The following is a 13,773-nucleotide window of genomic DNA, read 5'->3' as shown; positions in this document are numbered from 1 at the left end:
CGAGCGTCGTGGTGAGCCGCGGATGAGCGGAATCGTCCCGGGGGAGTTGCTGCCGGCTGACGACCCGGTTCGGATCAACGAGGGACGGGAGACGACAGCCGTCACGGTCGAGAACACCGGGGACCGACCGGTACAGGTCGGGTCGCACTTTCACTTCTTCGAGGTCAACCCCGGCCTTCGGTTCGACCGGGAACGGGCGTACGGCTTCCGACTGAACGTCCCGGCCGGGACCGCAGTCCGGTTCGAGCCCGGCCAGCAGCGGGCGGTCGAGCTCGTCGCGATCGGCGGCGACCGGATCGTTCACGGAATGAGTGGGCTGGTCGAAGGGCCCCTGGATGACGAGGACGTCCGGGAGCGTGCGCTCGAGCGGGCTCGCGAACGGGGGTTCCTCGGGATCGACACCGAGGATCCGACGGCGGGAGGGGACGAGCCGTGACTCGAAAACTCTCCCGACGCGAGTACACGGAGCTGTTCGGAGCGACCGAGGGCGATCGACTCCGACTGGGTGATACGAACCTGCTGGCGAGGATCGAGACCGACTACGGAACGCCCGGCGAGGAGGCCGTCTTCGGCGGCGGGAAGACCATGCGCGACGGAATGGGGATGCAGTCCGGGACGACCCGGGCCGAGGGCGCGCTCGACTGGGCGTTCACGAACGTCGTGATCATCGATCCCGTTCTGGGCGTCTGCAAGGGCGACGTTGGGGTTCGGAACGGTCGGATCGTCGGCGTCGGGAAGGCCGGCAACCCCGACACCATGGACGGCGTCGACATGGTGATCGGGCCGAACACCGACACCATTCCCGCCGACGGCCTGATCGCGACGCCCGGAGCGCTGGACATCCACGTTCACTTCAACAGTCCGCAGCTGGTCGACCACGCGCTCGGCTCTGGAGTCACGACGATGCTCGGGGGCGGGTTCGGCGGTGGAGCGACGACCTGTACCCCTGGGCCGGAGAACATCAAGCGATTCCTGCAGGCCGCCGAGGACTGGCCCGTCAACGTCGGCTTCTACGGAAAGGGCAACAGCAGCCGGCCCGAGGGGCTGCGCGAGCAGATCGAAGCCGGCGCCTGCGGCCTCAAACTTCACGAAGACTGGGGCTCGACTCCCGCGGCAATCGACACCTGCCTCGACGTCGCCGACGAGGAGGACATCCAGGTCTGTATCCACACGGACACGCTCAACGAGTCCGGCTTCGTCGAGGACACCTTCGACGCGATCGACGGGCGGGCGATCCACACCTTCCACATCGAGGGCGCCGGCGGCGGTCACGCGCCCGACGTCCTCGAGCTGATCGGCCACGAACACATGCTGCCCTCGTCGACGAACCCGTCGATGCCCTACACCGAGAACACGTTCGACGAGCACCTGGATATGGTGATGGTCTGTCACCACCTGGATCCAGACATCCCCGAGGACGTCGCGTTCGCCGAGTCGCGCATCCGTGCGGAGACGCTGGGCGCGGAGGACGTCCTCCACGATACGGGCGCCATCTCGATGATGACGACCGACTCCCAGGCGATGGGGCGGATGGCCGAGCTCGTCTCCCGGACCTGGCAGACCGCCCACAAAATGAAGGCCCAGCGGGGACCGCTCGAGGCCGACGAGGGGACTGACGCGGACAACGCCCGCATCGAGCGCTACGTCGCCAAGTACACGATCAACCCGGCGATCACGGCGGGAATCGACGACTACGTCGGCTCGCTCGAACCCGGCAAGCTCGCCGACATCGTGCTGTGGGATCCCGGCTTCTTCGGGATCAAGCCCCGGGCGGTGATCAAGGGCGGGTTCCCGGTCTGGTCCCAGATGGGCGAGGCCAACGGCTCGCTGATGACCTGCGAGCCGGTCCTCGGCCGGGAGCGAGCCGGTGCCCAGGGACGGGCGAAACAGGGGCTCTCGATCAGCTTCGTCAGCGAGGCCGCCGCCGAGAACGGGGTCGGCGACGCCTACGACCTGAAAACGCCCGTCCGTCCCGTCAGCGGCACGCGCTCCGTCCGAAAGTCGGAGATGCTGCACAACGACCACTGTCCCGACGACATCGAGATCGACGCCCAGACCTTCGAGGTCCAAGTGGACGGCGAACACGTCACCTGCGAGCCGGCCGACGAGGTCCCGCTCGCACAGCGATACCTGCTCTGATCATGATCACCGAAAACACAGTTCCAGCGACCGCTCCGACGACGATTTCGGCGGTATCGACGGCACGATCGCACCCGGACTCAGCGCCAGTTTCCGCTTCGGGTACCACTGCACACCCGACGGAGGTGATCCCATGGGAATGAACCTCTCGCCGAAGGAGATGGAGCGGCTGACGGTCTTCATGGCCGCCGAGCTCGCCCGCCGACGGAAGGAGCGGGGCGTGAAGCTCAACCATCCCGAGACGGTCGCGTACATCTCCGACTGGTGTTGCGAGGCCGCCCGCGAGGGGAAGTCCGTCTCGCGGATCCGCTCGGAGGCGACCCAGCTGCTCACCCGTGAGGACGTGATGGACGGCGTTCCCGAGCTGGTCGAGATGATCCAGGTCGAGCCCGTCTTCCCCGACGGCACCAAGCTCGTGACGGTCCACGACCCGATCCGGGCCGACACGCGCGACCAGCTCGAGACGGTCGATCCCGGCCCGGGCGAGAAGCTCGCGGTCGGCGAAGCGGGCGAGCCGGGCGAAAGCGAGGACGCCGAGGCCCGCGGAAGCGGTGCGGGGCCGGATCCGACGGAGGGTGACGACTGATGGGGTACCGCGACGTCGCGAAGGTCGGCCTCGGCGGCCCCGTCGGCTCCGGGAAGACGGCGCTCGTGAAACGGCTCGTCCCTGAGCTCGTCGAGGAAGGGTACGAGGTGGGGATCATCGCCAACGACATCATGACCCAGGAGGATGCCGACGTCTTCCGGGAGTCCTTCGCCGACCTCCTGCCCGCGGACCTCGTCGAGGGCGTCGAAACCGGCGCCTGCCCGCACACGGGGATCCGCGAGGACCCCTCGATGAACCTCGCGGCGATCGACGAGTTCACCGAGCGCCACCCCGAACTCGACGTCGTCCTCGTCGAGAGCGGCGGCGACAACCTCGCCGCCACCTTCAACCCCGAGCTGGCGGACTACTTCCTGTTCGTCATCTCCGTCGCGGAGGGCGAGGACATCCCCCGGAAACGGGGCCCCGGAGTCACCCAGGCCGACCTGCTGGTCGTCAACAAGACCGACCTCGCGCCCCACGTCGACGCCGACCTCGAGGTGATCGAGGCCGACGCGGGTGACGTGCGCGGCGGCGATCCGTTCGTCTTCACCAACTGCAAGGACGGCACCGGCGTCGACGACGTCCTCGCGCACGTCGAGCGGGAGGTGCTGTTCGCGTGAGCGCCGCGGATGGGGCCAAGACCGCCCGGCTGCCGCCGGCGTTCGAGGACTACGCGGCCGAACCGCTCGCCCAGGCGCCCGCCGCGGGACCGGGCAAGAACGGGTTGCTCGAGGCGACGTTCGCCCGCGCGGACGAGGGACCGACGCGGCTCGTCCGCGACCGGGCCGAAGTCCCCTACCACCACACCGGCACCCTCGACACCGATCCCGCGCCCGGGCTCGCGACGCTGGTCGCCCAGGAGCCCACCGGCGGGGTCGCGCAGGGCGATCGCCACCGCATGCGCCTTGAGGCGCGGTCAGGCGCTCGCGCGCACGTAACGACTCAGAGCGCGACGAAGGTCCACAGCATGGACGCCAACTACGCCCACCTCGACGCCGCGTTGACCGTCGAGGCGGGGAGCGTCCTCGAGTACGTCCCCGGTCCGACGATCGTCAATGAGGACGCCCGCTGCCTGCAGACGGTGTCGGTCGACCTCGCGGACGGCGCGGTCGCGATCGTCGCGGACGTCCTCGTCCCCGACGGGCTGAGCGACCACGAGCCCTTCAGCTTCGACCACTACCACTCGCGGGTCGAGGCCCGCCACGACGATCGGCTGGTCTGTGCGGACGCGGTCGACCTCCGGCCCGCGGCGCGAGACCCACGGGACCCGGCCAGCGTCGGCGAGTACGGCGTCGTCGGCTCGCTGTACGTCCTCGCTCCGGGTGACGGCACAGCGGGGGACGATGCGGACGGCGACAGCGCGGACGGTGCCGACAAACCCGTGAGCGACGAGTCGGCGACACTCGTCGCGTCGATTCGTGAGCGCCTCGCGGCGTACGAGGACGGCTGTGAGCCGGACGTTCACACCGGCGTCTCGGCGCTGCCCTGCGGGGCAGGCGCCGTCGTTCGTCTCCTCGGCCACCGCGGGGCCGACGTCACGGGCGCGCTCCGGGCGGCGTGGGACGAGACGAGACTGGAGCTCCTGGGGGTCGGCGCGCCAGCCGACCGCCGGTACTGATGGAGCGAGTCGACGGCGTCGTCGGCAACGTCCACGCCGACGACGAGCTCGCGGCGCTGCGTGACGACCACGCTGCCGACGGCACGCTCGAGCGGGTCGTGATCGACGCCGACGATCGTCGACGCTCGCGGTTCCGGGCGACCACCGACGCGGGGACCGACGTCGGCGTCGTCCTCGATCGGCCCGCGGTCTCGGCCGGGGACGTCCTGCTCGTCGACGACGAGCGCATGGTCCTCGTCTCGTTCGAGCCCCGCGACGCGCTAGCGGTCGAGCTGCCGGCTCCGACCGCTGACGCGATGGCAGCCGCGGTCGAACTCGGCCACCGGACCGGCAACCAGCACTGGGATCTGGCGGTCGAGGACGGAACCGTCTACGTTCCACTCGAGGCCGACCGCCACATCGTCGAGCGGGTAGTCGCCGACGTCGTTCCCGGTTCCGAGGTCCGAGAGACGACGGTCGAGGCCGATCTGTTCGTGACGGAGCTCGAAGGCGGTGGGGTGGACCACGAACACGATCATACTCACGGCGAGGATCTCGACCACGCCCACAGTGCTGATCACGACCACGACCACGACCACGACCACGAACACAGCCACGGTGACGACGACTACAGCCACGCGTCCGATCACGTCCACGACCACCATGAGCACTGACGCCGACGCCTTCCTCTCGGCGCTGCGGCTCTCGGACTCGTTTCTCCCGGTCGGGAGCTACACCGCCTCCTACGGCCTCGAGCAGTACGTCAACGAGGACCGGATCGGGGACGGCGAGGACCTCAGGGAGCTAATCGCGGCCTATCTGCGACGGCTTGTCGGACCCTGCGAAACGGTCGCGGTCGCGAACGCCCACGCCGCGAGCGCCGACGGAGATCTCGAAGGACTGCTCGCGGTCGACGAACGGCTCCACGCGGTGACGATGCCCGCGGAGTTCCGCGAGAGTTCGACGAAGGCGGGGGCGAAGCTCTCCGAGCTGTTGCTGGAGGGGGAGGGGGTGACGAACGGAAGCGTCGCAAGGAGCTTCGTCGAGGCGGTCGAAGACGGCTCGACTCCCGGCCACTACCCCGTCGCCTTCGGTGTCGTCGCCCAGCGCCGCGGCCTCTCGCGACTCGAGGCCTGCCTCGCTCACACCTACTCGTTCGTGACGGGGTTGCTGGGTGCCGCCCAGCGACTCGGGCGGTTCGGCCACACGGAGATCCAGGCCGCGCTCGAGGACCTCCAACCGGTGATCGAGACGGTCTGCCAGCGCCACCTCGAGGACGATATCGCGGCGATGTCCTCGTTCGCGCCGCTGGCCGAAATCATGGGGATGCGCCACGAACGTGCAGGACGGCGACTCTTCATGAGCTAGGTCGTCCCGCACGGAAGCACCTACCGTTTCCGCGCCTCATGATTCAGTTGTACCACAGCATAACACCTTCGTTCGATGGCGTTCAGCGATCACTTCCTCGAGCGCGGCGAACCGATCTGGGACGCGCAGAAATCGCATCGGTTCGTCCGGGAACTCTCGGCCGGGACGCTCGACAAAGCGACGTTCGTCTACTGGGTGCGCCAGGACTACTGCTACCTGCTGGACTACGCCCGCGTGTTCGCGATCGCGGGGACGAAGGCCCACCAGGATGAGACGATGACCCACCTGCTGAGGGTCGCCCACGGGATCCTCGACGTCGAACTGGATCTCCACCGGGAGTTCGCCGCTGACTACGGCATCGGCGAGGGCCTCGATCGCGTCGAGAAGGCGCCGACCTGTGTCGCGTACACGAACTTCCTCGTGCGGACGGCCCACGTGGGCAGCCTCGCGGAGATCGCAGCGGCGATCAACCCCTGCGGGCAGGGCTACCTCGACATCGCTGAACACGGAGCCGACTTCGCCGACGAGGACCACCGCTACATGCCGTTCATCGAGAAGTATACGAGCGAGGAGTTTTACGAGGCCGTCGACTGGGTGCGGGCGTTCGTCGACCGCTGTGGCGAGCGCTACCCCGGCGAACGCAAGGCGATGGAACGGGCGTTTCTGACGAGTGCGAAGCTCGAGCACCGATTCTGGGAGATGGCTGACACGCGGGAGGACTGGGACGTGAGCGAGGCGTAGCTGGTGGACGGCGGCCGTCCTCGGTTGCGGTCAGCTGTGTCCCGACACCGGCACCGGCTCGTAGGGCTCCTCGAGGTAGGCGATGTCCGACGCCGACAGCGAGATCTCGAGAGCCTCGACGGCCTGCTCCAAGTGTTCGACGCTCGTGGTGCCGATGATCGGGGCGTCGACCCAGTCCTTGTGGAGCAGCCACGCGAGCGCGATCTGGGCCATCGTGGCACCTTCTTGAGCGGCGATCTCGGCGACGCGCTCGTTTACCTCCTGGCCGCCGCCCTCGCGGTAGGGGTGGTCGTACATGTGTTCTTCAGTCTCGCCGCGCGTCGTCGCGTCGATCTCCTCGTGGGGACGCGTGAGATAGCCCCGCGCGAGCGGCGACCACGGCATCACGCCGATGTCCTCCTTCTCGCAGAACGGCAGCATCTCGCGTTCCTCCTCGCGGTAGACGAGGTTGTAGTGGTTCTGCATCGTCGCGAAGCGCTCGAGGCCCAGCCGATCGCTGGTGTGGAGGGCATCAGCGAACTGACGAGTCCACATCGAGGACGCCCCGACGTACCGAGCGTGACCGCGGCGGACGGCGTCGTCGAGAGCCCGCATCGTCGTCTCGATCGGCGTGTCGTCGTCCCAGCGGTGGATCTGGTAGAGGTCGATCGTGTCCATCCCCAGCCGCGAGCGGCTGGCCGCCAGCTCCTGTTCGATCGCCTTCCGGGAGAGCCCGCCCGAGTTCGGATCGTCCTCGCGCATCTGGAAGTAGCCCTTCGTCGCGACGACGGACTCCTCCCGGTGGCCCTCTAAGGCCGTTCCGAGGATCCGCTCGGACTCGCCCCTCGAGTAGAGGTTGGCCGTGTCGAAGAAGTTGATCCCCAGATCGATCGCGCGGTCGATGATCTCGTGGCTCTCTTCCTCCTCAAGGACCCACTCGCGCCAGTCGCTCGAGCCGAAGCTCATACAGCCCAGACAGAGTCGACTGACCTCCATCCCGGTCGAGCCGAGGGTCGTGTACTCCATACCGCCTCGTACACAGGGGAACGAAAAAACAGTACGTGGATCGGCAAGCGACGACGGCATCGTCTCGCGAATCAAGAACGTGCTCGACTGCGACTGGCCGCGGTCTTCGCTCATCCGTTTTTCCGCACCGAAGCCCGTTACCGAGCAACGCTGTGGACCTCAGTAGTCGGTCAGATCAGTTTCATCGAAAACGGTGTCGCTCTCCATTTCGACGATCTGAAACTTCGTTGAGCCACATTGGCATCCGTTTTTATTTCCGATCGGTTGAACCTCCCCATTCGGCCACTTCGTAGCCGCATAGGCATTTCCACAGTCGAGACATTCCGCAACTCCTCGGTTTCCCTCTCCCTCTGGCATCGTCTATCCCTTCTTAGCCGGATAACGGTATCACGACTTCTTTTGGATATACAACGCTCTTAAATGCGCTACCGGTTCGAGTCCGCTGTTTCGGGAAGGGTACTCCCGAGGATGTGCTTTAGTCCACGGCGGAGCCGAGACGCGACAGCCTGTTGGGAAATTCCGAGCTCTGTGCCGAGTTCTTCCATCGTTACCTGACGGGGAGACTCGAAGTAGCCACGATCGTACGCGAGTACCAGCGCCTCTTGCTGGGAGTCGGTGAGCGCTGTTTCGGACTCCGTTTCGACCGGGGTAACCTTCGTCCTCGTCGTCGAGGGACGACTCACACCAGTGGTTGCCGCGAGCCTCACCGGCCTCTTGGCGGTCGCCGTGAGGCGTCCGCTCGCCGTTCCGGCCTACTGTGGAGCGTTCGTCGGTATGACCTCGCCGATCGTGTTTCCGACCTACTGGCAGGGTCTCGTGGCGGCGATGCTGGCAGTCGTCATCTATCTCCTGGCCCAACCGATCTTTCACGGAGTTGGCGGGAAACTCGGTACCACCGCTTTCGTCGGAGTGGCCCTCACGATCCTCGGAACGCCGACATCGTTTCTCAGCGACCAGCTGCCGGCGTCTGACACCGTTGTCCTCGTCGTGGGCTTCTCGGTCATCGCGGCGGTGGTTACGTTTACGCTGCACCATCGACTGCCACTCGATCCGGTGTCAGCATCCGCTGTTATCGGCATCCTCGGCGGAGTCGCGCTTCCGTGGCTGTATCCGGGAGCTGGCGACCTGCTGGCAGCAGCGATATACGCGGCCTCGTTTGCAGGGATGAGCGATTCGACCCGTATTCCGGACGAACGCTGGATGGCGATGGCGGGTATCGCCGTCGGGCTCGTAGTGGTGTACACCGCCCCGTATTTGGGCGGCTCCGGTGGCAAGTTAGGGACGATCGCCTTCGTCTCCTGTCTCGCCGTCTACGGGTTGCTCGGGACAGTCTACCGTGTGCTCGTGAAGAGACACATCGAGCGGTTACCGCGAAGAGACGTTTCCTGATACGCGAAGCGTGTCCCCGCACCGGCCCGCGCACTCGTCGAACTCAGACGATACCCCGGAACAGCGCACCCAGCGCGGGTAGCCCGAGCGCGCTCACGACCGTGACGTAGACGGCGGGGGCCATCTCGAGGACGCCCCGGACCGAATCCCCGAGCCCGATCGCAAAGACGGCGAGGACGACGACGCCAAACCCTAAGGCGCCGACGAGCCCGTGCCACACGGTCGGCGAGATGAACCCGACGAGCGCCCCGGCGACGATGAGTCCGAGCCAGTGGAGCCAGGCCAGAATCAGGCCGATCGGGACGACGACGAGGACGGCCAGCCAGTGGGCCCGCGGTTCGGTGCGGACGCGCTCGAGCACAGCGTCGATTCCGGGGTCGCCGCTCGCGTCCTCGTCCTCGCCGCTTCGATCGATTTCGGTCACGACGATCCCTCCTCGAAGACGACGTCGGGCTCGCCCTCGTCGTCGAGCGTTCGGTCCATCGGCGTCTGGTCGTTCGCGAGCCAGTTCTCAAGCTGATCGTCGTAATGATCGGAGAAGTAGTCGCCCGAGTTGCCGCCGGGAAGCACCGCCGTCGCCGTGCCGCCGGGCTCGACGACCATCCGCCAGCTCGCGCCGACAGCCGAGCCGACGCGGTAGTTTTTCACCGTCGCTCGCGAGCCGTCGGCCGGGAGTTCGGGATAGTTCAGAAACGGCGCCTCCGCGCCGAACGGGTGCTCGATGATCCGCGTCGAGTTCCAGTCGCCGTAGCGCACCCACCCCGCCGCGTCGATCTCGTCGAGGGCGTCCTCGAACGCGGCGACCATCGTCTCGGTCCGCGAGCGCTCCTCGAAGAACAGGCTGTCGGCGGGAAGCGTCGCGACGACCCAGTCGTCGGGGTAGTACGACTCGTCGAGATCCGCGTTCTCGAAGTCGGGTTCGACGACCAGCTCCCGGAAGCGGTCCATCCAGCGGGCGAAGACGAGCGCTCCCCGGGAGTCGGCGTCCATCTCGTACTCCCAGTCGGCGAGGACGTCGCGGGCGTCCTCGAGGCCGTCGTGTTCGTCCCCGTCCTCGATCCGCTCGTCGAGCGCCGCGAGCAACTCGGGCACCAGCTGTTCGGCCCGCCCGTCGTAGGTGTCGTTCTGCAGCTCCCGGTGAAACTCGAGGTCGGTCGGCTCGCCCGACGCGAGGTGCTCGTCGAGGCGGTCGTAGATCCGTTCGCCGCGGTAGGGTGACGCGTACGCGACGCCGACGTAGTGGCCGGGGTCGTCGACCACCCGCTGGTTAGCCGTCGCGAGGACGTCGGGGTCGATCGCGTGGGGTTTCTCCGCGAAGGGGACGAACCCCTCCCAGGAGGACTCACCGAACGGCTCGAACCCGTCCCACTCGCCCTCGCCCGCGGAGCCGTCGAAGATGCGATTACCCGAGACGACCTCCCTGTCGATTTCGCGGGTCGGGAGCTTGCCCGTCGCGTAGTACAGCGTCCGGCCGTCGGCGTCGGCGTAGACGAGGTTCTGGGTCGGCAGGTCGAACTTCCGAGTCGCTTCGAGCAGGTCCGCGAGGCCGTCGCTGCGTTCGTACTCGTAGATCGCCTCGGTCGTCCGCGTGGCGGTGTGGCCCGTCCAGGCGACGCCGACGGTTCGGCCCTCGCGTTCCAACACCGGCCCATGGACGGTTTTCCTGACCTCGATGGACCGATCGTCGCCGCCAGCGACGGCGATCGTCCGCTCCTCGCGATCGAACTCTCGCCACTCCCCGTCGTAGCGGTAGCGTTCGCCGTCGTCGTCGATCTCGTAGGTGTAACAGTCCAGCACGTCCGCGCCGACGTTCGTGAACGACCACGTCCCCCGATCGTTCGCGCCGGCGATAACGAAGGGGACGCCCGGAAACGTCGCACCCCGAACCGAGGTCTCGGGGGTCTCGACGTGCTGTTCGTACCACAGCGGAGGCGTCATCAGCGTCAGGTGTGGATCGAAGGCGACGATCGGTCGCCCGCTCTCGGTGTGCTCGCCGGAAACGACCCAGCTGTTCGAGCCGATCCCGGTGGGCGATTCGAACCGCGAGAGCCAGTCGGTCAGTGCCGACCCGACGGCGTCCTCGTCCGAAACCGAGCCGACGTCGAGCTCGCCCTCGAGGGTTTCCGCCTCGATCGACTCCCGCAGTATCGGCACGTCGTGGTCCAGCCGCTCGGGGAACAGCTCCTCGAGGACGTCCTCGCCGAGTCGGTCGGCGACCAGCGCGCGACGGAGTTCGCCGAAGTTCCCGGTCAGGTCCCAGGAGATCTGCTTTTCCATCAGCATCGAGTCGACGGGCGTCCAGGGCTCGGGCTCGTACCCCAGCAGCTCGAACTCGAGGGGGAGCCCTTCGCCGTCGATCGACGCATTGACGCCGTCGACGTAGGCCTCGACGAGCGGTCCGGCGGGGGTCTCGGCGACAAGCTCCCAGGTCGCCTCGGCCGCGCCGGCAAAGTCCATCGCGACGTGGAACTCGTCGTCCGCGAGGGCTCCCTCACCGGCCAGCTCCGACACTTGCCCCCGCATGACCCGCCGTTGCAGGTCCAGTTGTGCGAGCCGATCGAACCCCTGGACGTAGCCGACGGCGAAGTACGCCGCGGGCTCGGCGTCGGCGACGATACTGGGGACGCCGTCCTCGTCGTAGCGTACCCTCGCCTCGCCGTAGGGACTCGCGACGCGCTCCGAGATCGATCTGTCGGCCGCGTCCCAGGCACGGCCCGACAGCGGGGCGAACTGGTCGAGCAGCTCCCTCGCCCCGGTCAGCGTGAGCCCGCCGACGCCGGCAGCGAGCGTCCCCGCGAGGACGGCGCGCCGAGTGTGGTCTCCAGTCACGATCCTACGATTCGCTCCGACCGACATAACGGTCGGGTCCGAACCGCACCACGGCGACGGATCGCCCTCGCCAGCCCGGGCGGCAGAACGTCCTTACCGCTGGCTCGCGACGATAACGTATGACACGGCTGCAGCTCGCCGCGGGCGGGAGACGGCTCGAGGCCTCCCACGTTCTCTCCGTCCCGCCCGAGGACGTCTGGGACCTGCTCGTCGACGTCCGACGGTGGCCGGAGTGGTCGCCGATCATTCGCGGGGTCGACGCGACCGACGGCCGCGTTCGGACGGGAACGACCGGACGAATCCGGGTGCCCGGTCTCTGGCTCCCGTTCGCGGTAACCGACCGCACCGATCGCCGCTGGACGTGGCGTATCGCGGGCGTCTCGGCGACGGGCCACCGGGTGGACGAACTCGCCGATGATCGCTGTCGGGTGGTCTTCGAGCTTCCGCCGACCGCCGTCGGCTACGCGCCCGTCTGCCTGCGGGCGCTCGAGCGCATCGAATCTGTACTCGAGGACGAACCCGTGCGGTGAGTCCTCGCGGTGGCGTTCGGTTAGCTGGTTCGGATCCGAACCTCTATACTCCGGGGCCGTATACGAACTGTCGATGGCAACCCCGCAATCACAGAACTCGTCCGAACGGCAGGAGGAGGCCTGTCCGGTCGTCGAATCGATCGAACAGATCGGCTCCCAGTGGCGGCTCGCGGTCCTCCATACGCTGCTTGAGGGCGAACACCGGTTCAACGAGCTCAAACGCGAGACCGGTGCCAACGCCCGCACCCTCTCGCGAGTCCTCGACGATCTCGGCGAGATGGGGTTCGTCGAGCGTCGCCTGGAGGAAGACGCGCCGATCGCGACCTACTACAGCCTGACCGAAAAGGGTGAGTCGCTCGAACCGGTCTTCGCGGAGATCTCCTGCTGGGCCGATAGCTGGCTCGAGGGCGAAGCTCTGGAACCGTAGCAACCGATCGTCGGTCAGCCGTCGGTGTCGAGTTCGACCAGCTGGAGCGAGCGATCCAGGTGGCAGACGTCGTGGGGCGGATCGCCGACGATCTCCCGGATCCGGTACTCCTCGTCGAACTCGGCACCGTCGGGCTCGCAGTACTCGTGGCTCGGACACTCGACGTACGGACAGGGACCCTGGAGACTCGCCTTGCTCCCGGCGAACGCGCCCTTCGTGGGGACGTTTGCCGGAACGGGAACGGGTTCGACCTCGACGGCGCGGACCCCCTCGTCGTGTATCGCACACTCGAGGGTCTGTGCGTTCTCGCGGATCGAGGTGACGCGGTATCTGGTTCCCTGCGAGAGGTTGAGACACTGGCTGCGGTACGGACAGCCCGCACAGCCGTCGGCCTCGCCCTCGTAGACGAACTCGGTCCCCGGCTCGGCCAGCCGGGAGCCGATGAGGGTGACGGTAGACATACGGATCGGTAGTCGCGGACGGCGGTTAAGCCTCACGTCCGAGCGCGGCTCAGCTCGATCGGCCAGTGAGTTCGTCGAGCCGTTCGAAGTACTCCTCGCGGGGAACCTGGTACAGCGCCCGATAGTCGATCCCGCCGTCGTCGAACTGGCGGGCGAGCTCCACGGTCCGCTCGAGCCCCTCGGCGCGGGTCTCGAACCGGTTCGTCTCGTTCAACGAGACGTCGGGCTCGAGGTAGAAGGTCACGAACCAGTCGGTCGCAGCCGTCCGATCCGTCGGGTTGGTTCCCGGTCTGCGCGTTCGCTTCCCGTGTGTCAGATACAGCGTCGGCAGACAGGGCGCGGGAAACGCCTCGCCGTCGAAGACGTCGGGCCGGTACGCGAGGACGAGCCGTCCGTCGTCCTCGGCCGACCAGACCTCCCAGGCGTCGGGTAGCGACTCGAGTTCGCTCATACTGGGAGTACGAGCGAGCGGCGTAAATGCGCGTCGTCCCGGATCGGTCCACCCCTCGTGAACGGTCGCGCACCGCCAACCCCGTCAGCTGCAAGGGGTGGTCTTATTCCGCCGTCCCGCGACCCTGGTAAGCGATATCGTTACCCAACTATAATTTGCATAGGATCTACGAAGAAAACATCTGCTGGCAAATACCTTTTGGGGCTAAGCTTAAGTACGTGGATTACTCACTCATTAAATACTATCGGTA

Annotated in this window: 16 protein-coding genes and 1 pseudogene; 11 read left to right on the top strand and 6 right to left on the bottom strand. The window is 67.1% G+C overall.

The window, feature by feature from the left end; genetic code table 11:
• Positions 1–22 precede the first annotated feature (22 nt).
• The 8 genes from NATOC_RS07080 to tenA all read left to right on the top strand — a co-directional run bounded on the left by NATOC_RS07080 (position 23) and on the right by tenA (position 6,431).
• On the top strand, positions 23–436 hold the full coding sequence (locus tag NATOC_RS07080) for an urease subunit beta (RefSeq protein WP_015320743.1): 414 nt from the start codon (positions 23–25) through the stop codon (positions 434–436).
• Complete coding sequence (gene ureC, locus NATOC_RS07075; RefSeq protein ID WP_015320742.1) at positions 433–2,139, top strand: urease subunit alpha; 1,707 nt, start codon at positions 433–435, stop codon at positions 2,137–2,139. Before NATOC_RS07080 ends, ureC begins: the two co-directional genes overlap by 4 nt.
• A gap of 139 nt (positions 2,140–2,278) precedes the next feature.
• On the top strand, positions 2,279–2,725 hold the full coding sequence (locus tag NATOC_RS07070) for an urease subunit gamma (RefSeq protein ID WP_157224677.1): 447 nt from the start codon (positions 2,279–2,281) through the stop codon (positions 2,723–2,725).
• Entirely contained in the window at positions 2,725–3,345 is a 621-nt protein-coding gene (ureG, locus tag NATOC_RS07065; RefSeq protein WP_015320740.1) for an urease accessory protein UreG, read from the top strand. The genes NATOC_RS07070 and ureG overlap by 1 nt, the downstream gene beginning before the upstream one ends.
• Positions 3,342–4,343 carry an urease accessory protein UreD gene (locus NATOC_RS07060; RefSeq protein ID WP_015320739.1) on the top strand — a complete coding sequence of 334 codons (1,002 nt, stop codon included), beginning with the start codon at positions 3,342–3,344 and terminating at the stop codon, positions 4,341–4,343. The genes ureG and NATOC_RS07060 overlap by 4 nt, the downstream gene beginning before the upstream one ends.
• The gene (gene ureE, locus NATOC_RS07055; protein ID WP_015320738.1) at positions 4,343–4,996 is read left to right on the top strand and encodes an urease accessory protein UreE; all 654 of its coding nucleotides are present in this window, start codon (positions 4,343–4,345) and stop codon (positions 4,994–4,996) included. The genes NATOC_RS07060 and ureE overlap by 1 nt, the downstream gene beginning before the upstream one ends.
• Positions 4,986–5,690 (top strand): urease accessory protein UreF, encoded by a 705-nt coding sequence (locus tag NATOC_RS07050; RefSeq protein WP_015320737.1) that lies wholly within the window; start codon positions 4,986–4,988, stop codon positions 5,688–5,690. The genes ureE and NATOC_RS07050 overlap by 11 nt, the downstream gene beginning before the upstream one ends.
• Before the next feature lie 75 nt (positions 5,691–5,765).
• A complete protein-coding gene (gene tenA, locus NATOC_RS07045) occupies positions 5,766–6,431 on the top strand; it encodes a thiaminase II (protein WP_015320736.1) in 666 nt (221 codons plus the stop codon).
• Between the two features lie 30 nt (positions 6,432–6,461).
• On the opposite strand, the gene NATOC_RS07040 is transcribed toward tenA, so the two are convergent.
• Together NATOC_RS07040 and NATOC_RS07035 are read right to left on the bottom strand one after the other, a co-directional pair.
• On the bottom strand, positions 6,462–7,436 hold the full coding sequence (locus NATOC_RS07040) for an aldo/keto reductase (RefSeq protein WP_015320735.1): 975 nt from the start codon (positions 7,434–7,436) through the stop codon (positions 6,462–6,464).
• 425 nt (positions 7,437–7,861) lie between these two features.
• Positions 7,862–8,089, bottom strand: a pseudogene (locus tag NATOC_RS07035) (helix-turn-helix domain-containing protein); the annotation flags it as partial.
• Between NATOC_RS07035 and NATOC_RS07030 the strand changes: the two are divergent.
• A complete protein-coding gene (locus NATOC_RS07030; RefSeq protein WP_169330919.1) occupies positions 8,052–8,825 on the top strand; it encodes a hypothetical protein in 774 nt (257 codons plus the stop codon). The pseudogene NATOC_RS07035 and the gene NATOC_RS07030 overlap by 38 nt on opposite strands.
• A gap of 43 nt (positions 8,826–8,868) precedes the next feature.
• Here NATOC_RS07030 and NATOC_RS07025 read toward each other — a convergent pair whose 3' ends face one another.
• A complete protein-coding gene (locus NATOC_RS07025; protein ID WP_015320733.1) occupies positions 8,869–9,249 on the bottom strand; it encodes a hypothetical protein in 381 nt (126 codons plus the stop codon).
• Positions 9,246–11,654, bottom strand: a complete 2,409-nt coding sequence (locus tag NATOC_RS07020) for a penicillin acylase family protein (RefSeq protein ID WP_049888900.1) — start codon at positions 11,652–11,654, stop codon at positions 9,246–9,248. The genes NATOC_RS07025 and NATOC_RS07020 overlap by 4 nt, the downstream gene beginning before the upstream one ends.
• Positions 11,655–11,773: 119 nt before the next feature.
• Between NATOC_RS07020 and NATOC_RS07015 the strand changes: the two genes are divergently transcribed.
• Together NATOC_RS07015 and NATOC_RS07010 are read left to right on the top strand one after the other, a co-directional pair.
• Positions 11,774–12,184 (top strand): SRPBCC family protein, encoded by a 411-nt coding sequence (locus NATOC_RS07015; protein ID WP_015320731.1) that lies wholly within the window; start codon positions 11,774–11,776, stop codon positions 12,182–12,184.
• Positions 12,185–12,257: 73 nt separating this feature from the next.
• Complete coding sequence (locus NATOC_RS07010) at positions 12,258–12,611, top strand: winged helix-turn-helix transcriptional regulator (RefSeq protein WP_015320730.1); 354 nt, start codon at positions 12,258–12,260, stop codon at positions 12,609–12,611.
• A 14-nt stretch (positions 12,612–12,625) separates the two neighbouring features.
• On the opposite strand, the gene NATOC_RS07005 is transcribed toward NATOC_RS07010, so the two are convergent.
• Together NATOC_RS07005 and NATOC_RS07000 are read right to left on the bottom strand one after the other, a co-directional pair.
• Positions 12,626–13,072 carry a UPF0179 family protein gene (locus NATOC_RS07005; RefSeq protein ID WP_015320729.1) on the bottom strand — a complete coding sequence of 149 codons (447 nt, stop codon included), beginning with the start codon at positions 13,070–13,072 and terminating at the stop codon, positions 12,626–12,628.
• A gap of 49 nt (positions 13,073–13,121) precedes the next feature.
• A complete protein-coding gene (locus tag NATOC_RS07000; protein WP_015320728.1) occupies positions 13,122–13,523 on the bottom strand; it encodes a DUF5820 family protein in 402 nt (133 codons plus the stop codon).
• Positions 13,524–13,773: the final 250 nt, after the last annotated feature.

This window comes from Natronococcus occultus SP4 (genome assembly GCF_000328685.1).
In the GTDB taxonomy this organism is placed as follows: domain Archaea; phylum Halobacteriota; class Halobacteria; order Halobacteriales; family Natrialbaceae; genus Natronococcus; species Natronococcus occultus.
Note: the sequence above shows the minus strand (reverse complement) of the source record. Positions and strands in the feature narration are given on the sequence as shown.